A 23,101-nucleotide genomic window follows, 5' to 3' on the forward strand; every position below is an offset into this window, starting at 1 on the left:
GGTTCCGTTGCAAAGTTTTTGGAGCTGAGCTAGACCGTAGAAAAATGAGATGAGGAGCATAACATAGGGGATATTTTAAAGGAAAACAATTCGAGAGAGACATTATCTTGGTAGCTGTCGGCTACTATTGTCGTTTTTCTTTAAGCTATCGCGACGTATCTGAACTTTTGGGAGAGCGTGGTGTTTCAGTTCATCCTACAACTATTATGCGTTGGGTCCATGAATATGGAAATATCATTTATCAAATTTGGAAGAAGAAAAATAAATCAGCACATTCCGTATGGCATTTAGATGAAACCTATATCAAAGTCAAGGGAAAGTGGCGTTATCTTTATCGTACGATTGATAAGGAAGGTCACACATTGGATATTCAACTTCGCAAAAAGCGAGATCATCAAGCAGCCTATATGTTTATGAAAAGGTTAGTGAAAGCTTTTGGAGAACCAACGGTTCTCACAACAGACAAGGATCATGCTTTACTTTGTGCGTTCAAAAAACTAAAACATAATGGCTTTTATGTGCATACGAAACATTGTACTGTTAAGCATTTCAATAATCTCATCGAACAAGACCATAGACATATCAAACGACGTTTTGTTAAATCCGCAGGATTTCAAAATCTGCGCCATGCTTCACGTACATTGAAAGGAATCGAAACGGTTCATGCCATATATAAACAAAAGAGAAGTCACATTCCAGACTTCTCTTTTTCAACGTACAAGGAATTACAGCAGTTATTTAGAACTGCTTAAACTACAACCGTATTTTGTAAGCAGGTTGATGTTTTTTCAAACTTTGCAACAGAACCTTATAAACTACATGAACAAGGCAAACAACTTGTGAAAATAGACAAATGGTTTCCTTCCACAAAAACATGTAGCAGTTGTGGAAATGTGAAACATATGTCATTGTCTGAGCGAGTCTATTCTTGTATATGCGGTGTAAATCTCGATAGAGATGATAACGCAGCTATCAATATCAAAAATGAAGCAATACACCTATTGGCATTAGCATAGATAGCAATAAAATAACCCTTGGAACAAGGGAGTTAGCTCGGCTGTCTTAGGACGAATTCGTTAGCTACCAAAAGTAACGACTAACCGAGAAGCCCCCACTTCAAACAGTCCGTTAGGACCTTAAGTGGCGGGTAGTTCACGGCATATGCTAATGAGGGCTATAGTTCTGAAGAATCTATGGAAACAGGGAATATAGCAATTAATTTGAAAAAAATAGATGACTACGATATCAAATTACATCAGTGATTCGTCTTTCTATTTAGGGTACCTATGATTTAAGATCTTTTCAAGGGTATTTGGCATCTAGATATAAGGATTCGAGATACTGGGAATGTATTTATTAGTCATTATGGAGAATTTTATCAAAAGGTTATGTTGAGAAATATATTAAAGGAGAAAGTGCCAGTTGGGGCTGACAGTTTAATAAAAACATATGTCGAGTTCATTATAACATGAATTGATTTAAGGAAATTAGGTCAATCGTAAATACCAAAAAATTAGCTTACGAAGAGCACGTTCAAAATATAAAAATTTATACAACAAAGCAGCTAGCAAACGCTAACTGCTCAGTAGAAGAAGAGAAAAAACAAGAAGCTATAGGCTATTCACTAGCCTATAGCTAGTATGGATTAAAGTAATAATTTTATACGAGGAGGAGACAAAAATGAAAGTACCCACAGACTTTTTAATTGCATTATCTGCAAAATTACAAGAAATTGCGGATAATACTGCAGATTTGGAAACAGCTGCTGAACTAGAAGAGTTAATTGAAAAAATTATTGTAAGTATTTCAAAGAGTTGATTAAGTGAATCTAGCGAATGTTTTCAGAAGGGCACAGGGAGATTAGAAATTTAGGGAATTCGTTCCGTTATACTCTTGTTGAACGCCTCGAGAGATATTTTCGGGACGGTTTATTCGCAATCCACCGCTAGCATAGGATAAATCGGCTCCATACGTATCTTGTGAAAAAGTGTGAGGAATTGATGTCTGAAATTCTAGAGATGTTACAAAAAGAAATCCCGCTGTATGTAATCGCTGGAGAGATATGGTGCAAAGCAAACCTGTTACGGAAGCACCTCTAAAAATAGAATCATGGAAACCAACAAGTTTATTGAAAAGATAATTTATAATAATATAAGTTTTTGACGGAAGAGCATCGGGTGTAGAGTTATCCTTTTTACACCTCTAAATTAGTCTCTTGATATAGGTAGTATATATGCTTCTTCTTTGTTCTTTTTTCAGTTAAAGTAATTCTATACATGTGCATAGGAGAAATAAAATCTGATGCGAACGACGAAGGATATGTTAAAGCAATGGAAAGAGGATGTTCAAGCTATTCAAGAGGAAAAAAGGCGAAAAAAAAGGGAAAAGAAAAAGAATAAAAAATTTAATATTCCGGGTCACATTGCGGACTTTATGAATAAAGATGCTATGTATTATAAAAAGAACAGGGTATGGAAGCAAAGGGGAAAATAAGTCTAACGACCGGATATTGGATTGTGAAAGTATAGACAGGCGAAGGAATGAAGAATGCAAGGATATACAAGTGTGTGGGGTAATCTTAGATGTCATATAAGGTATCCTATGCATTCTTCGACCTTCTGAATAGTAGGAGGAGGAAGACAGGTACTATTGGTACGGTATACGGGCAGATAAGCACATGTAGTGTACCAATTTGATAATAAGTTCTTCCTCCATCTCTATTATGAACTGAAAAATGGTTTTTTAAACCAAATAATCCCCATTTTAAATTAATTGTGTATGATATGCTGTAGGGAATAAAACCAAAAGAGCACGATGGTTATGTGCTTTTTTGGTTTTTTGAACCATTTTAAAGAGGTGCCAAGAACCTTTTTTAAGGGTAAGCATACATTGAAGTATAGGACAACCATTTAATTGGTATTTATCCGCGCATGAAATCCTTTCTATAAAAAGTTTATTTTAAGAGTACCCAAATTGTATTTTGGGTACTCTCTTTTTGATAGGAGAAAACAGTGTGGTGTGTTCGATTAGGCATATCTATGCAAAGAAATATGTAATGCGTTTAAAGATGGAATCATTAAAGGGGCGCAGCGTGGATCTATAGAGATTTAAAAGATATTGAACATTTTTCTTAGTACCATTAAAAAGCACAACCAAATCATGTTGTGATACATAATTTGGTTGTGCCAAGTGTGAATAGATAAAGAAAGCGTATATCCTCTCATAGGGAAGGGGATATGTTGACTACATTTTCATAATAGCATAACGAAGCTAATATGATGAATTGAAAAATGATAGATAGTAAAGGGAAAATAAAGAAGGATGAAAATCGACAGTATATGGTAAAGGCAAACTTTATGAATGAGATATAAGTACGCTTCTCGTCCGTTTAAATGAAAGGGTTATTTGGTGTATAGATTGTAAGTACGGGATACTTATAAGAGGTAAAGTTTGGTGTGAAAAGGAAAATAGATAATGATCATGTAGTGTTCAGGTTGTGGAATCACTGTCATAGCTTATGGAAAATGAAGCGAAAAGTGAGATGAATGGATATGACAAAGTAGAATAAGATGTACAAATTTTGTCTGTATCCAACAGAGGGAACAAGCTTATCTCATACATAAAACGTTCGGATGTGTACGCCTTGTGTATAATAAAATGCTGGCTTGAGCGGAAAAAATGATATGAAACGTACAAAGAGCACAAGAAAGAGCTGAAGAAACAAAAATGCGCTACTCCTGCGAAATACAAAGTAGAGTATGAATGGTTGAAAGAAGTCGATTCCTTAGCATGGGCTAAGGCGCAATTCAACTTGCAAACTACGCATAAGAATTTTTTTAGTGGTCAAAGTGACTTTCCTACATTCAAAAGTAGAAAGAGTAGAAGATCTTATACAATGAATGGAGTAAACGGAAATAGTATGTTATTTCATGGTTAATCAAATTACCAAAATTAAAAATGGTGAAACGGAAGCAACATAGAGGAGAAATTTCGCCAAAAGATATCATCAAATCATGTACGATTTGATGATATCTGCTAGTAAATATTGTGTATCCATCTTGACTGCATATGAAAAAGAAATTGTACAAAAAGAAGTTGCATGAATAGGTCGCCAATCAACGTAAAAACATCCTTTATCACAGGTCTAAAGAATGAGCTAGGAACTTTGGACGTTGTAGCAATTGAAGACTTGCATAGGAAAGGAATATCACGAGCACTTCATTTCGACGATATTTTTAGCATATAAGCTACAAGAAACAAGGAAACCAATTTATAAAGATAGATAAATGGTTTCCTTCTACAAAGATGTGTAGACGTTGTGAAAATAAAAAAGAAATGTCATTATACGAACGTGTGTATTCGTGTTCGTGGGGACTCAAAATCCGTCGTGACTACAACGCAGCGATGAACGGAAAAGCTCTCACTTCAAGTAAGCTCGTAAGAGATACTAAGTGGGGGGATTCACTATCCGTTAATGTTGTTTTATATGTACTGAATTGAAGTCTTGATTAGATTCCTTGCTTAATTTAAGTAAGAGTAAAGAATAATAATTTAGTTTCATTTTTTGATTGATGGTTAGATAATTAGGTTGAAAGAACGGCATGAAAATGATATGTGGTTTTTAATCTTTTTTGATATTCACTTTGCTTTAAAAGATATTTATGTTGTCTACATACAATAGCATATTTTTCTCTTTACTTATATTTTTTGAATGCATACGTAGATTACAAAGAGGTAGTGGTATATATACTAGCTTTCCTTTAGATAGTATATGTAACCACGCAGCAATAGCTACACCAGATCGATATAATCTTCCAGAAAAGACACCAAAGGGATCGAGTAAGTTTTTTTCGAAAAAGTGGAGTTGTGGGTTCACTAATCCAATCCAATCCAATTAAATTCAGAAATTATAGAACTACCAGCTTTCATCCCATTTACTAAAGTAATTTCTTGGAATCCCGTTACGCTTCTATAAAATGTATTACTCTTTATATTTCTTCTACTGCAGTACTTTTATTGAAGCATTCTATGGGATTATTTTGGATTTAGAGAGTAATTTTCTCAATACCAATGTTTATAATTTCTTGTAAAATAAAATATGCTAACATTTATAATAGCTTTTTATAACTTTCTCCTAAACACCACAGGCCCCTACTTGTGGTGTTTATTTTTATATCCAAAAGAGAAGCGATTTTATGATACTAGGGGTTACACTAACCAAAAAATGGTAAGTTAAGGAGTGTTTTCACAAAAAAAGACGGTTTTTTCTATAAGAAAATATATGTCAGTATCTATTTTGACAACATTTTTTTAGGAATGGATGTGGGACGGAAAGGTTTCGCTTTTTTTTCAAGTTTCGTAATAGGATTTGATTTATGTTAAATATCCTAATTGAGTGGCAACTGAAATTAACTGAATCCATTCGTTGTTCTGTATTATATTTTTTGTTTTTTGTTCTGGAAGATTGCGCTTAAAACTTAAATCATCTGCAATATATATAGCTTCTCCTTTTGCTAAAAGGGATAACCAAGTTGCTGTGATATACTCATGAACAAATGGTAGTCCTCTTAAATATCCAAATGGTTCATGCAATTTTTCTTTTCTTAATAAAGGTGCTGTTAATTCACATATCTCGTTTTGTTTTTGTAATATATAATTTCCGTATTCTATTCCATTTAATCTTGTATCATTAGTAAACAATCTGTTTGTATCCCCGTTTTGAATGGACTGTCCTTGTTCATTTATTTGTACTTGTGATGATGTAACGAATTGAATTGTATTAGATTTGTCAGACAAAAAATATTGCATCATTCTTTCGATTTTAAGAGGATAAAACAAGTCTTTTTCGAATAAAAAATTTATATAAGTACCCTTGGAATCTTCTGTTAATTTTTGTGATAATTCTATTGTGTTCATCAGTATATCGTTTTTTATATAATGTATTTTGTTATAGTAGGGTAAAAATTCTTTTTCTATCATAGTTTGCATGTCGTTGGTTGAAGTGTTATCTCTAATAATAATTTCTGTATTGTCATATGTTTGAAATAATGCACTGGTTAATGCCGCTTTGAAATAAATCGTATCTTGAGTTAATGGCATTAAAATACTTACTAATGGTAACGATGTAATCATTTTTATGTCCCCCTAAATAAATGTAGCTAACTCCCTAATTTTTTTCATTAAGCAGGTTATATAAAATTGTAAAGTTTGTTTTGTTGAATTATCGTATTCATTAAAATATATAGTGTTAATATATACAATATAGCGCAGACACGATTTCGCATTTTTTAGGATGAGTTTGTTTTCAGAGATAAATCCTTGAATTGGTGCAAAATATACCATGTGAAACCAGTCATGAGCCGAATAAAATTTCATAGTCAGGTTATTTCCGATGTTAGTGGCGTGCATACGTAAATAACTAAGGGTATCCGGAATATATAATATATCGCCTTCGATTAATAATGTTAGCCAAGTAGCCATATCTACTGCGGACTGATATTGATGCCCGTAAAATGATCCAAATGGTTCTTGTAGATTTTTTTTTCTAAATAGGGGTGTAGTTGGTTCACCAATCCAATTAGTGTCTAATATTATAGAACCACCTGCTTCTAATCCGTTTATAAGAGTTAAAGTGGTATGCCTTTTTTGTGTGAAAGGAAAGTTCTGAATTAGATTTCCTTCACTATCCACAGGTTGTCGGTGAGAGGTGATTAACTTTATTTTTTGCTCTGGGTCATTTAGATAGTGTTTCATCATAGTACTAATTTTCTGTGGATGAAAAAAATCGTCATCCATTAAAAAATTTATATATTCACCTTTTGATTGTAGAAAAGCTTTTTGGAAATTTTTAACTCCTCCTAATCTTACATTATTTTTGTAATAACGTATGTTTGAAAAAGAAGTTATTAGTGGAGCAACTATTGAGTATGTTTTATTGTTGGTACTATCGTCAGTAATAATGATTTCAATATTTGGATAGTCTTGTGCCAGAACGCTATCTAGAGCTATTTTAAAGTAATTAGGCCGATTGTATGTGGGAATTAAAACACTTACTAGCGGTAAAGACATTTTTTTAACGCCCTTTCTGTATATAATAATTTAATAGTTTTCAGAAAAACAGGATATAATAATTGATTTCCTGTTTTTGTTTTCGTAGCCATAAAAGTTTATAAATATTTTTGATAGCAAGTTGGTATATATCTGTTTCGTGTAAAAAAACAAAATTTTTTTGTATGAAATAAAAGATGCATTAAATCTTGTAGGGCATTTAGAATTATTTTGGGGGATTTACTAATGTTTTTGGTGTGTAAACGTAATCTACTTAAGGATTTTGGAATATATATAATACGTCCTTTTGATAATAAATTCAGCAATAATACCATTTCCAGCCTCAATTTCATTTATTAATGTAGTTTGTTGAAAATTTTTTTGATTGTGAATGGTATTTGGTAGACTATGTCCATTTTCATCAATATAGGATCTATATGATGTAACCAATGTAATTTTATGTGCACATCTTCAAAAAAGTATGCTAACATTTTTTTGACTTTATTTGGAGAAAATAGGTCATCGTCCATTAAAAAGTTTATATATTCCCCATTACTTTTTTCATAGGCATTAATAAAGTTGCATTAGCCCTCCATTATAATAGCGTTTTTATAATAATAAATATTTTTATAAACGAGTTAATTGATTTTTGTGTAAACTATTAACCGTATTAAAATAATACTGGGGGAGATGAAAGCTTTGCTAAGTTGATAAGTAGTTTTCAATGAACACATTTTATGATATTTACAAAAAAACATATCTATTCGTTATATATTTTGTAATCAAGTATTTTAGTAATATGCACAATTTTGGTGCACCTTTAGTAGCAAGAATTGCACTGAAATGAGTTAACATGTGATTTTAGCTGTGAAAAGGAGAAATATTAGCTTTTTATCTAATATGCGGAATTATATAAAGATAGAACCTTAAAGGTGTGTATTATTCATCTCAAGTAAACAAATGGTTCATGAAGAGTAGAGGAACATAGAAGTAAGAGGACGATGGATATGTCTATATCGGATTGTTGATTCTGAAGGAAACACAATTGATTTTTATTTAAGTGAAACGAGAAATTTTAAGGCAATTAAGCGATTTCAAAAAGACTTTGCAATCTCTTCATGTTTCTAAATCGCGTGTAATCACAGTTGATGAGAATTTCACTTATCTAATTTCTATCAACGGATTAAAGAAGAAAAAGATGTTGCTAGGGTATCCTTTATTACTATGTCTTAAATGAGGATAAGGTTGTAGATAAGAATTACATATTATCTACATTTAAATAAATAGAATTCATTTTCGATATCTTTTTTGAAAGAATTTGATCTGTTTAATCATTTGTTAGTCGAGAGCTTAATCGTAGGTGAATTTAAGAACATAGGCGGAAAGTCTGATGGTTAATATACTAAAATCGAGATATATTTTTCAGCATAAAAGTAATAATAGTTATGTGAAAAGGAATTATATTGTTTATCTTGAATTCTTAAGAATAATGTTTTGAAATATATGTCTATGCAATGAACAGTTCTATGAAGATTTTCATTGATAGGGAGGTAAATGATAATAACTAATATAAAAATAATACAATAATAAAAACACATAAGTTAATATGAAATTGGTATATTTTGTATTATCCTCCTTTTCGGAAATGTTTTATCTGACTTATTTTCAAACAAAGGAGGAACTAATTCAAGCTATTGAAACATATATCTATTATTAAAACTACAAACGATTCCAAAAAAGGCTTAATTTATCAAGCGCCGATTGAATATCGAGTCTCGATGAATTACGTAATATATAAATTCTATTGGTCTGTTTTGAAGTATTAAAAAATCTACCTCTGAGGAGGGATAAAAATTGGATGCTACTAATGAATTAATTATTTTTGTTCATATTGCCAAAAACGGTGGTACTACCTTAAGGGATATCCTTGATAAACAATATGGTGCTAAGTCATTAAGTATGTATGCAGATGCATCAATGTTGAATACTAAAGAAAAAATCATAAATAAGGTTTTACAACATATTCATACAGCTAAAAGTATTAGTGGGCACTTTAGCTATGGAATGAAATATGATGATCATATAGCACGGGAATCTTTACTATCATTAATAAATATCCCACGAAATATCACCTATATTACTATGTTAAGAAACCCTGTAGAAAATATATTTTCTTTATATAATCATTACAAACGGAATGGTTATTTTAATATACAAACTCTTGATATGAATTTTGAAACCTTTATCAAACAAAAATTATATTATCCTAATTATCAAACGTTATGTGTATCTGGTACAGATATTCCTGATTTGAATATTGCAAAATATAATATTGTTAATGATTTTTCTATAGTTGGAATTACCGATATGTACAATGAATCTATATTTTTAATGAAAGAAAGGTTCAATTGGAATAATATTAAATACCAAAAGTTGAATCATTTTGTAAATCCAGATTTAATAAAAGATATTCCAAATGAACTTATAAACTTAATTTATCTCGATAATAAATTAGATTTAAAATTATATTTGTTTACAAAGCAGTTATTAAAACAAAAAATTGATGCATTAAATATAAATAAGCAAAAAGAACTCCATGAATTTTCGCCTTTTACTTAAATGAAATACACTTAAAAAATAGGGTTCTGGTGCAACTAAAAGGTACAATCTAAAGAATAATGAGGATTCTTCCCTGAATCTTTTTTACGCTGTTAATTCAAAAAATTGATGAATGAATTCATTTTGATTGTGAACAGACTAATCCTGTAAATATGGGAACGATGTATCGTTTTCTTACCAGTTTTCGGATTAGTCCTGTATTCTCCATAATCTTTTCTTGTAAGAGTCACAATGCCCAGTCTCTTTGCTTTCAACATTTTACTAAGAATAGATAATAAAGGTTTATCTTGGATTCCTAAGCTCCATATTTGTTTTAATAATTTACCATGATTAACTTTGTCAAAGAAACTTTTAATATCAATATCTACTGAATAATACAAATTTCCTTTGTTGATAGGATGATTAAATCGAGCAAGTGTATGATGTGTACTGCGGTTTGGTCTAAATCCATAACTGTGTTCATAAAACTTTCCTTCACAAATGATTAGTTCTCCTAAATTTACATTTAGTGCCTAACCTTTTCAGAGGAACGTTTCGCACTACTTACGCCTGCATAGCCATATTTCATAAAAATTGCTCCTTTTACACATGACTTTAGATCTTAAGTTATGACACCGGTATACATACTGATATTACTGCACTTTAAAAACAGAGTCAAAACTTAAAGGAATCGTGTAACTACTCAGCCTACTAAAGTCCGTATTTAGTGTAATAATTCAATTTTTTCACCTGAATATTGATTTTTTGGGCGTCATATTTATAAAGATGGTGAAAAAATAGAATCTATTAATCTGGTATACATCTATAAAACACAATGTTAAGGTTTGATAACTCATATTTATCAACATATAGTAGCTGAGTATTTACGGAATCGAAAGAATTCGGTCCATATATAAACAGAGGCGAAGTCTTCAAACAAATTACGTCTTTTTGGTGTGCAATGAAATTACAGTCATTTTCGAAAGGTATTTAAATAATCGTTTTTTGTACACGAGTCTTTGTGTTTTCAACCTTTACAACAAAATCCAGAATTTACGATGCAGGAAAGCTCTTATCTTAAAATTTTTAAGAAATGGGTTCTTACAGTTTTGACCAATCCCACGGCTAAAGCCATGGGATTCTTGTTCGCGAACATCTTACTTACATGTTTCCATAGGAAACCGCAGAGGAAAAACTTGGGCGAACAACTCTACATACACTAAAAAAAGGAAAGGTCCGTGCCAACTACGCCTTTCAACAGGCGATACTTTTCTTTGGTTTGTCATTTTGATGTTTGGTTTCTTGTCTGACTTCTTCAGATAAAAAACGCCTATGTCAAACGGGTTGTTTATATACAATCAATAGGATTGATTTTATGTCCATCTCATATAATTTACGTGCAATATTTTGAGCAGCATTTACATCACGATGGATTTCTGTTTTGTGAACAGAACATTTGAAATTCCATCCATTCGCTTGGTGTTTTTTCAATCCCTAAAACATTTCCAATTATAAAACGTCTTACATTTTTGTTGAGATCTGCCAATGATTTTGGCATGAAATTGTGAAATACTACGTATCGCTCTTCCAGAAACCAATAACGCTTTATCTTCTGTTGCGACTGTCACTGCATGGATTTCGCCTAAATCCCGGCCAGCTACTTTTGGTTTCTGTCCGGATGAATCATTTTCCGCCACGGATATTTTGCTTTTTTATCTGTTTTTCTCAATTTGCGAATCGTTTCGCGGTTGATTTCGTCTTTATCTGCGATTGCTTGCACCTTTTGGGAATGCAAATTGTATGTTTGTTTACGAACAGATGGTATATCTGTTTTAATTAGCCATTTTTTCCACATGAAATAATAACTTGTCGCTTTTCGAACAATATCATTCCAAACAGACGCTGTTTCCTTTTGCATAGAACGAAGAGAATCGTACAATTTTTTTGTATGGGATCTGAAATGAAGGAGAGACAAGCATTTTGTATTCTCCTTTCTTATCGTATTTTTTCTATAACAGAAAAATAAAAATGAGAAGTTTCTTATTCGCTTTCAGCCCACGGCTGAAACACGTGGGTTTTCCCGCTCATTAGTTCTGTAATTTGATGTTTACAGAGAATATTTATTATTTACAATGAATATATTTCAAAAGTATAAAGTGCTATTTTTACTGTACATCATTAATGAAAAGTAGAGACACGTCCATCTTGATAATAATGGATTATAAGCGTTTGAATGATTAGGATTACCTAGTCTTTTTATCCCTCCACTTGAATGGTAAAGCTAACTTAGAGCTTGTTTAAAATTTTTTTAATAAAATGGCCACTCCTGCCAATAAGTAACTTTTTCTGCTATTTTTAAGTGTTCGTTCACAATTTTTCCACAGTCTGCGGTAATTTTCTAACCAAGAAAAGTTCGTTCCACAATCCAACGTTTCCGTAGCATGACAAACTTATGAAGTTCAGAGCGTTTGATGATTTCAACTTAACAATTAATCGTTTTTTTATGGATTGTGCAAAAGATGGCCCTGTATATCTGTCACTTTTTTCAAAGCTTTTTTGTGCCTGCCCCATCGTACTCGCGATAGGTTTAAACCGATTTTTTTATGCACTTTTTCGAGAAGACTGATGCCATTCTCATCTACTTTCTGCCCAATCTGATAGTAGAAATAAGCTGTTTGTCAGTTTAGAAAACCAATGAATGGGTAGATTATGCCATTGGAATCCTGTGGAAAGCATGTATAGCGAATCGCAGAATACTTCATATAAATCAACTTTGCGTGGATGTGTCCGTTTTCGTGAGGTTTTTAAATCTTTTCGAATTTGTAAGGGTAATTTCTTTTAACGCCAAAAACTAGCTTAGTAATAGAAAAATATTTAAAAACGTTTATTTCCTAAAAGCCTTTGCACCATATGATAAGGATGATAAGTTGCCAGATAATTTCATAGTAGAAGTTATCTACAAGCTAAACTATAGTTTATAAGGAGTATATATATGGAAAAACCACTTGTGAGTGTTTTAATACCATCTATGGGAAACTATATTAATTTGGAAGTTGCTTTAACCAGTGTATTACTACAAACATATACTAATATTGAAATTATAATTAGAGATCCTTCTTCCACTGATACGATACAAATACTATTAGAAAAAGATTTTTTACCATACTCTGACAAGATAACGTATATCAGGGATAATAAATATATGTCTAAATTAAATATATTGCAGGAACTATTAAGGATTTCAAACGGTACCTATATTAATTTTTTGATGGAGGACGACTGGTTTTATCCAACAAAAATTGAGAAAATGATGGATTGTTTTTTAACAGACGGTACAAATTCTGTGAAATTAGTCACATCATACACAGATTTTATAGATATACATGGAGATATAATTAACCTTCATAATGGAATAGAAAAAAAATATGAAATAGATATGCAGTGGGATAGCATCATGGGTAGTAATTTTCTGTTGAAAAATAAAGATTATATTGGTGGATTATCAGTTCCTTTATTTCGGAAACAAGATTTAATTCAGCCAATTGGATGTTTTTCCGGACATCAATTTACAAAAGAAATTGCAATGGCATCATGGCTTACTTTAATAAAACAGGGTTCTTTTGTGTTAGTTGCAGAAAAATTAATTTCTGAACGTAAAAACCAGAATCATCAAAATATTCAAGTGGAAGTGGATCTTATAACAGATTGGATTCATATAGTTACATTGACCAAACAAAATGGCGGGATAATTACTAAGGTTACTGAAAAATTGCTTATTCAAAAAATATTGGGATGGATAGATTATTTGTTATTGAAAAAAACAAATGTACTTACAGTGATAGAAAGAGAAACGATTCAAAATTATAAAGAATATTTGTATAGATTACAAACAATTGATTAAACGTGGTTTGTTTGGAGAATCATGCTTGGATACAATAGCTAAAGAGCCACGTATCGTGTGGTATAGTCGATTCGTCCATATCATTAGTTAAGGAACACTTGTACATATGAATTGTGTATTCGGAGAGCGCTTGGATATATTTGGAGAAAAGGAAAAATTTCATTTGCTACAGTCTTATATTGTCCATTTTGATGAGAGCGGGATTCATGTAAATCGAGCACGTCAGTGGCTCCATACAATGAGTATAAAAGGCATAAATTTTCAAGTTGTACATTATAAAGCGTGGAAAAGAGGTGATGAACGAAATGGGTGTGCTATCCCACTGTTCAGGAATCGCTATTCAGGATGGATGGGCTTCTTATTTTGGATATAATTAGTCCAAACATGTTTTATGTAATGCTCATCTTTTGTAGGATTTACAAGGTATTTTTGAGCAAGCCGGTGAAAAATGGGTAGAAAATATGAAAAAATTATTATGCAATGCCAAATAACGCAAAGAACAACAAGAGGGAAAGCTTACATTATGGGGTTTTCTAGAAATTGAGCAAGCATATGAAGTCATCCGGTAAGATGGAGCTGCATGCCACCGCTCTCATTCAGAAAAGAGGCCGTCCAAAAAGAGTTCTAAACAATCTCCTTTAAAAAATTTACGGAACCGATTTGTACGAAACAAAGATGCCATTTTAGGTTTTCTCACACATGCTGATATTCCATTGCATAATAATGAAGCTGAGCGAGATATTCGAATGGAAAAAGTAAAACAAAAAGTATCAGGTACGTTCCGTACTGAAGAAGGAGTACGAATATTTTGTTTAATGAGAAGCTGCATCCAAACCTCACAAAAACAAGGTAAACCTGTATTCCACATAATAGAACGATTGATTTGTAAAGGGACGATAGACCTTGTTTTTATCAATTAATTGGATGGGGAATGTATAACAGTCAATTATTTTTTATCTTATCTTTTTCAATAAACTAAGCAGTTACATTAATTTTAAAGAAAGAAGGCGTTGAAATGGGAATGTATACTCGTTTATTAGCCCACATGAACTTTAGATTTTATTCGTGTGATGAAAATAGAAATATAAGATTAGAAGATACGAATAGGATTTTAAAACAAAAAAGTAGTGAAGAGAGAAAAATTAATGAAATAGGAGAAGGGGCTAATATTGTAGCAAGAGGAAATGATGCACATACGGAAGGGATTCATACAATAGCCAGCGCAAATTATTCACATGCAGAGGGAGCTCATACTAAGGCAAAAGGAATTGCTTCACATGCAGAAGGAGCTCATGCAACAGCGAACGCAGATTTTTCACATGTAGAAGGAGCAAACACTGTAGCTAATGGGGATTCTTCACATGCGGAAGGAAATGGTACAATAACTTATGGGGAAAATTCACATGCAGAGGGAAGTTATACTGTTGCTGGGAATGCTGACGATGTTTTACAAGGAAATGGTGCACATGCGGAAGGGATTCATACAATAGCCAGCGCAAATTATTCACATGCAGAAGGAACTCATACTAAGGCAAAAGGAATTGCTTCACATGCAGAAGGAGCTTATGCAATAGCAAACGCAGATTTTTCACATGTAGAAGGAACAAACACTGTAGCTAATGGGGATTCTTCACATGCGGAAGGCATTTATACAATAGCAGAGGGAATGGCTGCGCATACAGAAGGAATCAATACAACAGCAGAGGGGATTTCTTCACACGCGGAAGGACATTTCACATGCGCTTATGGAGAAAGTGCACATGCAGAAGGACATTTTTCAGTTGCTAAAGGGGAAAGTGCACATGCGGAGGGATTTTACACAATAGCTCAAGGGAAAGCTTCGCATGCGGAAGGAACTCATACAGTTGCTAAAGGAGATTTTTCACATGCAGAAGGAGTTGGGAATTTTTCAGGGTTTAAGGGAGCTCATATCATGGGGAAATATGGGGATGCTCAAGAATCGTATTCATGGTTTATCGGTAATGGTATAGACCCTAATAATAAGGAGTTGGGTGCAAAATGGTTGGCTAGTACGAGAAATATGTACATTGATGGAACCACATATATAGCTAGTGGAATTAGTTATGCTGAAATGTTTGAAGTAAAGAACGGAACTATTGATATTGGCTTTTTTGTGACATTTGATGGAGAGTTTATACGCAAAGCCACCGCACAAGATGAGTATATTTTAGGAATAACAAGTGATTCACCTAGTGTTTTAGGAAATAGTGCTGAAATGAGATGGAAAGAAAAGTATCTTGTAGATGAATGGGGAAGATTACAATTTGAGAAAATGAATGATTCAAGGGAAATTGAACCCCCTCCCATATTGAATCCTCAATGGAACCCGGAGAAAAAATATATATCTCGAATTGAAAGATCTGAATGGATAGCAGTGGGATTGTTAGGACAAATGCGGGTTAGAGATGATGGGAATTGTGTGATTGGTTCGTATTGCCTCCCGAATATGGAGGGTATTGCTACAAGCAGTAAGAAAGGTTATCGCGTAATAAAACGGATAACACCTAATCAAATCATGGTGTTGTTCAAATAATATTTTGTTGTATGAAAAGTCAAAATGTTATTATGCCAATAAATCAGGTGTACGAAAAAACATAAGTCCTAACATAGGGCGAATACGTTTTTAATGAACTGATGGTCTTGATTTACGATGTTATTTAGATATTTTATTTGCCTGATTTGAATGCCTAACGGCATTTTTTTCTTTAATCATATGATATCAATCGGATAAGTGTGATTTTTATCAACTGTGATTACATGAGGTTTGGAAACATGAAAAGACCGCAAAGCTTTCTTAAAGAATCGTTTTGCAGCCTTAGGATTTCTAGATTTACTTAAGCAAAAATCAATTGTGTTTCCTTCAGATGACGCCGGATAAGCCTTTCTAACTCAGACCCATATTAATGAACCCAAAGTATAATGGCTGTATGTGCTAAGAATACATCTCTTTATTCCATCATTTTCACCAAATCGCGAAAGCTGAGGTTGTACCGCGTACCAATGTACAGTTAATAGAATGATATCTGGCTGATAATGTTTCCACTTAAATACATTTTCTGTTTCCATACTGATTACGCATCATTTATAGAATAGTACTATCAGTATATTTAAGATTTACAGATTCATTGCACAAGCTTTAGCTTTTTTGCGCCAGAACATTATTTCCTACCTTTGTATTTGATAATATAAAAGTTTTTGCAGAAGGAGAAAATAATAATTTATTTCTTGATTTTGTTCCTTATTAAATTTTATTTGGTTTTTTCTTAGCCACAAAAGCTTATAAACATTCTTAATCGCGAGTTGATATGTATCTTTTTCTTTTAAAAAAGAACATTTATTTGCATGAAATAAAAGATGCGTTAAATCCTGTAAAGCATTTACAATCATTTGGTAGGATTTCCCGGCATTTTTTGTGTGTAAACGTAGTTTACTTAAAGGGTCAGGAATGTATAAAAGGTTTCCTTTTGATAATAAATTAAGCCATGCTGCAATATCAACACCGCATCGATACAATCTTTTAGAAAAAAAACCAAAAGGTTCCGTTAAGTCTTTTTTTCGGAATAAAGGTGTAGTAGGCTCGCCAATCCAATTAAATTCCGCAATAATGCTATTTCCAGCTTGAATTCCATCTAATACTGTAGCTTGTTGGAATTTTCTTTGGTTATGGATTGAATCCGGAATACTATTCCCATCTTCATCAATATATGACCTGTATGAAGTGATTAATGTAATTTTATGTGTAGGATCATCTAAAAAATATGATAACATTTTTTCAATTTTATTTGGAGCAAATATATCATCGTCCATTAAAAAGTTTATATATTCTCCATTGCTTCTCTTATATGCATTAATAAAGTTACGTGGACCGCCTAATGTAGTAGGGTTTTTATAATAAAAAATATTGTTATACTTTTTTAAATAAGGTTGTATACAGTTATAAGTTTCATCATTTGTACTATCATCTGTAATGATAATTTCAATATTTTTATATGTTTGTTTAATTGCACTTTTTAAAGCGATTTGGAAATATGTGGGGCGATTATACGTTGGAATTAGGACACTCACTAATGGCATTTTATTATTTGACATATGATCTTTCCTCACTTACTTACTTATTTATTTTAGAACAGGATTTTAAATTTGATATGAATTTCTTGGACGTATTTAATAATATTTAACGTAATAATATTTTCTAGAATATATTAATCCTCTAACGTTTGTTTCCATAGACAAAAGTCATTGGGTAGAGTGGAAAGATATTATAAATTATTTTTAAAAGATGCCGGCGCATTTTATTTATATTAGTTATTACAATGTCACCTTTTTATCTACTATGCTAATCTGTATGAAGATAGAACATTAAAAAATTCTTAACTAAGGATGTTATAAAGGGAAAATATAGTAGGATTTATATACTGTGACATGAATCCGAGAAAGTAGTCGAATATGAAATAGATACGGAAGGGTTGTCGGGAGAGGCTGTTGAAATGTACTTTAACAATTCGAAATTGCGATTATATTTGTCGATTAATAAAGCGCGAACTTTTAAACGAGTTGACTTTCCTATTACCATAAATGGAATTGAAATGTGTGTGAAGTCAAATGAATAATTTTGGTTATTCCATACACAAACAGGTCTTTTTAGAATCGGAACGATTTTGTATGTACTCTTTTTCACCGCACTGGGGATATTGGCCGCAATATCCCCAGTGCTTTTCTTTACTTCAGCCATTTCAGGTACAAGGGCATTAATGACTTTTATCTACTCGTAGCTACTTTGTTCCAATAGCCTGATTTGTTCTTTTGTTGGCAATCATTTCATTTTGACCGCGATGGTTTGTGTCACTAGTTTCACCCCTCTTTTTTTGACTTTCTACATAATGTTGTATTGTCTCACTTGGTACATTCCCAGCAGTAGAAACAAAATAGGAACGAGTCCACAGAATTGACAAGTGCGCGAGATGAGGGAATTCTTCTCTTAAACACTTTGATGTCACTCCTTTGATTTTCGCCATCTTATCAGCAGGACTACGTGTTGGAGGTGTATGTAAGAACAAGTGAACGTGGTTTTTGTCACATTCCATTGCGACAATAGGGATATCCAAATTTCTATATATTCCTGGAATCAACTCTTTGAAATGTTCTTCTACTTTTGTATTAAGAAAAATTTTTCTTCTGTATCGCGGGCAAGATACAAACGAAAGAGAAGTTACATTCCAGACTTCTCTTTTTCGACGTATAAGGAATTACGGTAATTATTCAGAATTTCTTATACGATAACCATAGTGTATAAACGGGTTTATATTTTTCAAATTTTGCAACAGAACCGGTCACAATAGACCTCTTCAATAATTAATCGCTCATTATCAAAATTCAAAGTTATATATCCCATAAACAAAATACGCTCGATGGACAGTGCCCGATTTTTTCCGTTTGCCTCTCTAGTCAGCGGCATTATTTTGGGAACTTTTTGGGTATGTTTTGTTTTTGTACAATGTATTATCATGAAATTTTTAATTTTCGAAGAGGTCTAATATTGTTTATATTTTAATAAACTAGGTATATAAAAAAGATATATTTTTCGGAAGGTAGCTTTATAATACTATGTTTTATAAAATTTTTTTCAAGAAAACTAACAAATCACTTGGTAAATTGTGCCATTGACAGCCTGTTGTGAGCTGGCGCGTCCTTTTTTACATAGACTGTACCATAGATTTTAGACAGGTTCGTACACTCAAATGAATTTAGTAATGGTGAATGTCTAAAGAGGATTTATATAGCAAGTAGTTCGCTATGTTATATATACATTTAAACAAGAAGGGGATAATTATATGGAAATGCCGCTAGTTAGTATATTAATTCCCACATATAATCGCCCAACATATTTTAAACAAGCATTATTAAGTGCAGCTTTACAAACATATCCTAATATCGAAATTGTTATATGTGATGATAGTACGAACGATGACACGAAACAAATAGCATTGCAATATATTGAAAAGTTCCCATGTAAAATAAAATATTATCAGAATCAAACAAATATCGGTCTTAGGTCGAATTTCCAACTAGCTTTTCAAAGGGCAACGGGTGAATATATAAATTATCTAATGGATGACGATTTATTTCATCATCATAAGATTGAAAGAATGATGAAATACTTTTTATCAAATCATATAAATAGTATTAAATTGGTTACATCATATCGACAACCCATTGATGCAGAAGGGAAAAATCTCCCGGATTTTTCTTTTACAAAAAAAAGATTTGACTGCGATACGGTAATAAATGGAAATAAGGCAGGTAATTCCATGTTATTAGATGGAAATTGGATTGGGGAACCTACTACAGTACTATTTCGAAAAAAGGATTTAGTTGAACCTTTTGGTCAATTTTGTGGTGCACAATATTTTTCAGCTGTAGATATGGCATCGTGGTTAAGTCTCTTATTGAACGGAAACCTTGTCTATATTTCTGATACACTAAGCTATGTACGAATGCATCCATTTAATGTTGGAAAAGATAGAGATATGAGAATAAATGCCCTTTATGATTGGATGCATATGACATTTCATGGTCCTCTTTATAAATTTTTAGAACATCCTGATCATTTATTTCAACGGCTAAAATTAAGCCTCCAGGTTGTAAATGAGTTAGAAGTACTATATTCAAATCAAATATCTACAAGTAAAAGAAAATTATTGTTATTTTATAAACAATGCATACAAAAATACTTAGATAAGGTAAAATTAGTGATTGAAGAATGAAGGATAATGTAACGATAGGCTTTGATATTACTAGATAAAAAGCGAGAATAATATATAAGACTTCTTTAGAAAATCATCATAATTACAAGTATCTATAAGCCAGACGCAATCATTTTCTAAATGATTGGGGACCAATATTGTAAAATTAAAGATAAATGAATGTATGTTTTTATTCTGAGAACAGCAACGTATCTTTAATGTCACATACTATATGAAAATTAGCGCATCACTTATATTTTAGTGGTATGCTTTTTTTATCGTCTTCTTACAGAATATCCCTTCATCAAGCGTGTGTGAAGGGCGCTAGCCCAACGGTAGGTGGGAGATGAATGTCAGTTGGGCGTTATGGAGAAGAGGTAGATTTATTCATAACCATGAACACGGAAGTTATACGGTTGGAAGACATTTATCCGCGCATGAATCTATGGGCTATCCACCTCTTGCTTGTATATTATGGTTTGGATTTAGTCCGTGGAACGATGCGATGAGAAAGAGAAAGTTACAAATTGGTCCGACTCTTTCTGAAGCTAGTAAGCATGGAGGAATGGGTACGCATCATATTGTTACGCCGGAAAGATTAGAAGAATGGTATAAGGAATTAGCGAGAGAAACGAAGGATTTACGGTTTAATGCTGCGTATCGTTATGCTTTTGTATAAATGATTCCCACCACAAGATTGTATCTTCAATGCCAGTATTTAAATCGTATTGTGGTTTCCAGTTTACTTCAGTCTTTAAACGTTCTACACTAACGCCGACGAATAAAGGTTCATCCTTAGAGAAGGGAATCGCGCCTAGTTTAATTAAATGTTCTTTCCCTATTTTTTTAGAGATGATAGAAGCTAACTTTTTAATTTGTACAGATTGACCAGAAGCGATATTGATGGTGCCTGTAACGCTGTGTTCTAATATTGTTACGAGAGCGTCAGCGACGTCACTCACATGGAGGAAATCTCTCGATTGTTTTCCATGTGTACATAGTGCTTCCTCGTTTTTTAATAAGGAAGTGATAATGTTAGAAACGAGCCGATTACCTTGTTCGTGAGGTCCATACATATGAAAAATGCGGCCCCAACACATGCTGAGTCCTGTTTGTTGTGCATACGTTTCTAGCCAGGAGTGCAGTGCATTTTTACATAAAGAATACGGGGTTTTATAGGAAAGGAGCGGTGAATCTTCAAATAATACGCCGTTAAACCATTCGTACTCTGCGCCAGTACCTGCAACGACAACACGCTTTCCACCGCATATTGTGAAGTGTTGAATCAATGAAATACTAGACTTTAGCCAATAGTAATTATTAATAGATATATAGCATGCTGGTGGCACTGCTTCCCAAGCAAGGTGAATGAGATGGCTAGGCTGAACGTCGTAAATGAATTGTTTTACTTCGTCATCGCGAAGCAAGTTTACTTTATGCCAATGGCAAGGGAGGTGAGAGGGTTTATTTTTATTATACGTGGCGTGCACTTCATATCCCTCTTGTATAAGTGAATGTACAACATATTTACCTATCCAGCCACTACCACCTGTTACAACAACTTTCTTCATGGCTCGATCACCTCAATTTCTGGAACCGTCACTAAAAATTTACCGCCCCATTCACGAATGAAAGAGCATTCTTTCATAATTTCGTCTTTCAAATTCCAAGGAAGTATAAGAATGTAATCCGGTTTTGTACGTTTAATTTCTGCTGGAGATTTTATTGGAATACGAGTTCCTGGTAAAAGGAGATGTTGTTTGTGAGGATTTTTATCTACTGTATAAGCTAGAAATTCTTTACCTATCCCGCAATAATTCAAAAGGGTGTTTCCTTTAGCTGGAGCACCGTAACCGATAATTTGTTTGTTTAAAGCTTTCGCTTCAATAAAAAACTTTAAAATATTTATTTTCAATTGTTCGATGCGTTTAGAAAAAAGGAGATAGCAATCTAAAGTATCTAACCCGTGGTCGACTTCTTTTTGAATTAATTTTGTAACATTGGAATGGATAGTTGATTGGGCACTTAGATGGTTTACAAAAATCCGTAAGGAACCACCATGCGTTGAAAGTTCTTCTACATCAACAATTTGTAAATGATGATAACTTAAAACTTTTTGAAGGCTTATAAGTGAGAAGTAGGAAAAGTGCTCATGGTAGATAGTATCGAACTGTTTAAAGGATATGAGGTTTAATAAGTGTGGGAATTCAATTGTTATCGTGCCATCTTGTTTTAATAACGTTTTTAAACCGGCAACAAAATCATGCAAGTTTGGAACATGTGCTAATACGTTATTTGCGACGATTAAATCAGCTTGTGGCAATTTTTTTGCTAAGTCATTACTGAAAAAATTCACATGAGTAGGAATTCCTTTTTTGATAGCAATTTCTGCTACGTTTTTCGCGGGTTCAATTCCCAATGTCTCGATATTTTCTTTTTTAAAGTATTGTAATAAGTACCCATCGTTACTTGCGATTTCAATCACTTTTGAATGTTTCGTTAAGTTGAAACGCTTAATCGCCATTTCTACATATTGTTTAGCGTGTAGTAGCCAACTTGAGGAGTAAGAGCTGAAGTATAAATAGTTATGAAAAATATTTTGTGGGGATTCAAATTCATCTAGCTGTACGAGTAAACAAGAGTTACAAACAAATGTGTGCAGCGGATAAAAAGGTTCCATTTTATATGAGCTTTCAGGAGCTACAAATGAATTAGCAAGAGGGGAAACGCCCAAATCTAAAAAAGTGTTGGTTAGTAATGAGTGGCAAAAACGGCATTTGTTCGGTTCCAT

The 23,101-nt window shown here is 32.8% G+C and carries 13 protein-coding genes and 10 pseudogenes; 12 read left to right on the top strand and 11 right to left on the bottom strand.

Annotation, left to right across the window (positions count from 1 at the left end; all coding sequences use genetic code 11):
- Positions 1-101 precede the first annotated feature (101 nt).
- The 5 genes and pseudogenes from AC3WVZ_RS29650 to AC3WVZ_RS29670 all read left to right on the top strand — a co-directional run bounded on the left by AC3WVZ_RS29650 (position 102) and on the right by AC3WVZ_RS29670 (position 4,500).
- Positions 102-752, top strand: a complete 651-nt coding sequence (locus AC3WVZ_RS29650) for an IS6 family transposase (protein ID WP_233936901.1) — start codon at positions 102-104, stop codon at positions 750-752.
- Between the two features lie 57 nt (positions 753-809).
- A pseudogene (locus AC3WVZ_RS29655) lies at positions 810-1,016 on the top strand (zinc ribbon domain-containing protein); the annotation flags it as partial.
- Positions 1,017-1,680: 664 nt separating this feature from the next.
- On the top strand, positions 1,681-1,818 hold the full coding sequence (locus AC3WVZ_RS29660) for a hypothetical protein (protein ID WP_176116623.1): 138 nt from the start codon (positions 1,681-1,683) through the stop codon (positions 1,816-1,818).
- 501 nt (positions 1,819-2,319) lie between these two features.
- Complete coding sequence (locus AC3WVZ_RS29665; protein ID WP_425594319.1) at positions 2,320-2,493, top strand: hypothetical protein; 174 nt, start codon at positions 2,320-2,322, stop codon at positions 2,491-2,493.
- 1,076 nt (positions 2,494-3,569) lie between these two features.
- A pseudogene (locus tag AC3WVZ_RS29670) lies at positions 3,570-4,500 on the top strand (helix-turn-helix domain-containing protein).
- 873 nt (positions 4,501-5,373) lie between these two features.
- On the opposite strand, the gene AC3WVZ_RS29675 reads toward AC3WVZ_RS29670, so the two are convergent.
- Positions 5,374-6,132 (bottom strand): glycosyltransferase, encoded by a 759-nt coding sequence (locus tag AC3WVZ_RS29675; RefSeq protein WP_233936807.1) that lies wholly within the window; start codon positions 6,130-6,132, stop codon positions 5,374-5,376.
- Positions 6,133-6,144: 12 nt separating this feature from the next.
- Positions 6,145-7,068 (bottom strand): glycosyltransferase family 2 protein, encoded by a 924-nt coding sequence (locus tag AC3WVZ_RS29680; RefSeq protein ID WP_233936808.1) that lies wholly within the window; start codon positions 7,066-7,068, stop codon positions 6,145-6,147.
- A 963-nt stretch (positions 7,069-8,031) separates the two neighbouring features.
- Here AC3WVZ_RS29680 and AC3WVZ_RS29685 point away from each other — a divergent pair.
- Together AC3WVZ_RS29685 and AC3WVZ_RS29690 are read left to right on the top strand one after the other, a co-directional pair.
- A pseudogene (locus AC3WVZ_RS29685) lies at positions 8,032-8,257 on the top strand (DDE-type integrase/transposase/recombinase); the annotation flags it as partial.
- Between the two features lie 644 nt (positions 8,258-8,901).
- Positions 8,902-9,666 (top strand): hypothetical protein, encoded by a 765-nt coding sequence (locus AC3WVZ_RS29690; protein WP_233936809.1) that lies wholly within the window; start codon positions 8,902-8,904, stop codon positions 9,664-9,666.
- Between the two features lie 242 nt (positions 9,667-9,908).
- Here the strand turns inward: AC3WVZ_RS29690 and AC3WVZ_RS29695 are convergent.
- From AC3WVZ_RS29695 to AC3WVZ_RS29705, 3 genes and pseudogenes are all read right to left on the bottom strand, one after another.
- Positions 9,909-10,148, bottom strand: a pseudogene (locus AC3WVZ_RS29695) (reverse transcriptase domain-containing protein); the annotation flags it as partial.
- Positions 10,149-11,302: 1,154 nt separating this feature from the next.
- Entirely contained in the window at positions 11,303-11,563 is a 261-nt protein-coding gene (locus tag AC3WVZ_RS29700; protein ID WP_233936811.1) for a hypothetical protein, read from the bottom strand.
- Between the two features lie 379 nt (positions 11,564-11,942).
- A pseudogene (locus AC3WVZ_RS29705) lies at positions 11,943-12,127 on the bottom strand (transposase); the annotation flags it as partial.
- Between the two features lie 510 nt (positions 12,128-12,637).
- Here AC3WVZ_RS29705 and AC3WVZ_RS29710 point away from each other — a divergent pair.
- From AC3WVZ_RS29710 to AC3WVZ_RS29720, 3 genes and pseudogenes are all read left to right on the top strand, one after another.
- Positions 12,638-13,546, top strand: a complete 909-nt coding sequence (locus AC3WVZ_RS29710; RefSeq protein ID WP_233936812.1) for a glycosyltransferase family 2 protein — start codon at positions 12,638-12,640, stop codon at positions 13,544-13,546.
- A gap of 614 nt (positions 13,547-14,160) precedes the next feature.
- Positions 14,161-14,466: pseudogene (locus tag AC3WVZ_RS29715) on the top strand (IS66 family transposase); the annotation flags it as partial.
- A gap of 95 nt (positions 14,467-14,561) precedes the next feature.
- Positions 14,562-16,100 carry a peptidase G2 autoproteolytic cleavage domain-containing protein gene (locus AC3WVZ_RS29720; RefSeq protein ID WP_233936814.1) on the top strand — a complete coding sequence of 513 codons (1,539 nt, stop codon included), beginning with the start codon at positions 14,562-14,564 and terminating at the stop codon, positions 16,098-16,100.
- Between the two features lie 48 nt (positions 16,101-16,148).
- Here the strand turns inward: AC3WVZ_RS29720 and AC3WVZ_RS29725 are convergent.
- From AC3WVZ_RS29725 to tnpA, 4 genes and pseudogenes are all read right to left on the bottom strand, one after another.
- Positions 16,149-16,633: pseudogene (locus AC3WVZ_RS29725) on the bottom strand (IS6 family transposase); the annotation flags it as partial.
- A 99-nt stretch (positions 16,634-16,732) separates the two neighbouring features.
- Complete coding sequence (locus tag AC3WVZ_RS29730) at positions 16,733-17,656, bottom strand: glycosyltransferase (RefSeq protein ID WP_233936816.1); 924 nt, start codon at positions 17,654-17,656, stop codon at positions 16,733-16,735.
- A gap of 400 nt (positions 17,657-18,056) precedes the next feature.
- Positions 18,057-18,380, bottom strand: a pseudogene (locus AC3WVZ_RS29735) (RNA-guided endonuclease TnpB family protein); the annotation flags it as partial.
- 40 nt (positions 18,381-18,420) lie between these two features.
- Positions 18,421-18,807 (bottom strand): annotated as a pseudogene (gene tnpA, locus AC3WVZ_RS29740) (IS200/IS605 family transposase); the annotation flags it as partial.
- A 591-nt stretch (positions 18,808-19,398) separates the two neighbouring features.
- On the opposite strand from tnpA, the gene AC3WVZ_RS29745 reads away from it, so the two are divergent.
- Both AC3WVZ_RS29745 and AC3WVZ_RS29750 read left to right on the top strand, forming a co-directional pair.
- Positions 19,399-20,331, top strand: coding sequence for a glycosyltransferase family 2 protein (locus AC3WVZ_RS29745; protein WP_233936818.1), 933 nt, complete (start codon positions 19,399-19,401; stop codon positions 20,329-20,331).
- Between the two features lie 337 nt (positions 20,332-20,668).
- Positions 20,669-20,989: pseudogene (locus AC3WVZ_RS29750) on the top strand (hypothetical protein); the annotation flags it as partial.
- Here AC3WVZ_RS29750 and AC3WVZ_RS29755 read toward each other — a convergent pair.
- Together AC3WVZ_RS29755 and AC3WVZ_RS29760 are read right to left on the bottom strand one after the other, a co-directional pair.
- Positions 20,958-21,881 (bottom strand): NAD-dependent epimerase/dehydratase family protein, encoded by a 924-nt coding sequence (locus AC3WVZ_RS29755; RefSeq protein ID WP_233936819.1) that lies wholly within the window; start codon positions 21,879-21,881, stop codon positions 20,958-20,960. The pseudogene AC3WVZ_RS29750 and the gene AC3WVZ_RS29755 overlap by 32 nt on opposite strands.
- A complete protein-coding gene (locus tag AC3WVZ_RS29760) occupies positions 21,878-23,101 on the bottom strand; it encodes a class I SAM-dependent methyltransferase (RefSeq protein WP_233936821.1) in 1,224 nt (407 codons plus the stop codon). The genes AC3WVZ_RS29755 and AC3WVZ_RS29760 overlap by 4 nt, the downstream gene beginning before the upstream one ends.

The organism is Bacillus sp. CPT56D-587-MTF (assembly GCF_058792335.1).

Coding starts and splice junctions, on each gene's coding strand:
- AC3WVZ_RS29675 (WP_233936807.1), bottom strand. CDS start 6,132: ATGATTACATCGTTACCATTAGTAAGTATTTTAATGCCATTAACTCAA.
- AC3WVZ_RS29680 (WP_233936808.1), bottom strand. CDS start 7,068: ATGTCTTTACCGCTAGTAAGTGTTTTAATTCCCACATACAATCGGCCT.
- AC3WVZ_RS29745 (WP_233936818.1), top strand. CDS start 19,399: ATGGAAATGCCGCTAGTTAGTATATTAATTCCCACATATAATCGCCCA.
- AC3WVZ_RS29665 (WP_425594319.1), top strand. CDS start 2,320: ATGTTAAAGCAATGGAAAGAGGATGTTCAAGCTATTCAAGAGGAAAAA.
- AC3WVZ_RS29755 (WP_233936819.1), bottom strand. CDS start 21,881: ATGAAGAAAGTTGTTGTAACAGGTGGTAGTGGCTGGATAGGTAAATAT.
- AC3WVZ_RS29760 (WP_233936821.1), bottom strand. CDS start 23,101: ATGGAACCGAACAAATGCCGTTTTTGCCACTCATTACTAACCAACACT.
- AC3WVZ_RS29730 (WP_233936816.1), bottom strand. CDS start 17,656: ATGTCAAATAATAAAATGCCATTAGTGAGTGTCCTAATTCCAACGTAT.
- AC3WVZ_RS29720 (WP_233936814.1), top strand. CDS start 14,562: ATGGGAATGTATACTCGTTTATTAGCCCACATGAACTTTAGATTTTAT.
- AC3WVZ_RS29700 (WP_233936811.1), bottom strand. CDS start 11,563: ATGCAAAAGGAAACAGCGTCTGTTTGGAATGATATTGTTCGAAAAGCG.
- AC3WVZ_RS29660 (WP_176116623.1), top strand. CDS start 1,681: ATGAAAGTACCCACAGACTTTTTAATTGCATTATCTGCAAAATTACAA.
- AC3WVZ_RS29710 (WP_233936812.1), top strand. CDS start 12,638: ATGGAAAAACCACTTGTGAGTGTTTTAATACCATCTATGGGAAACTAT.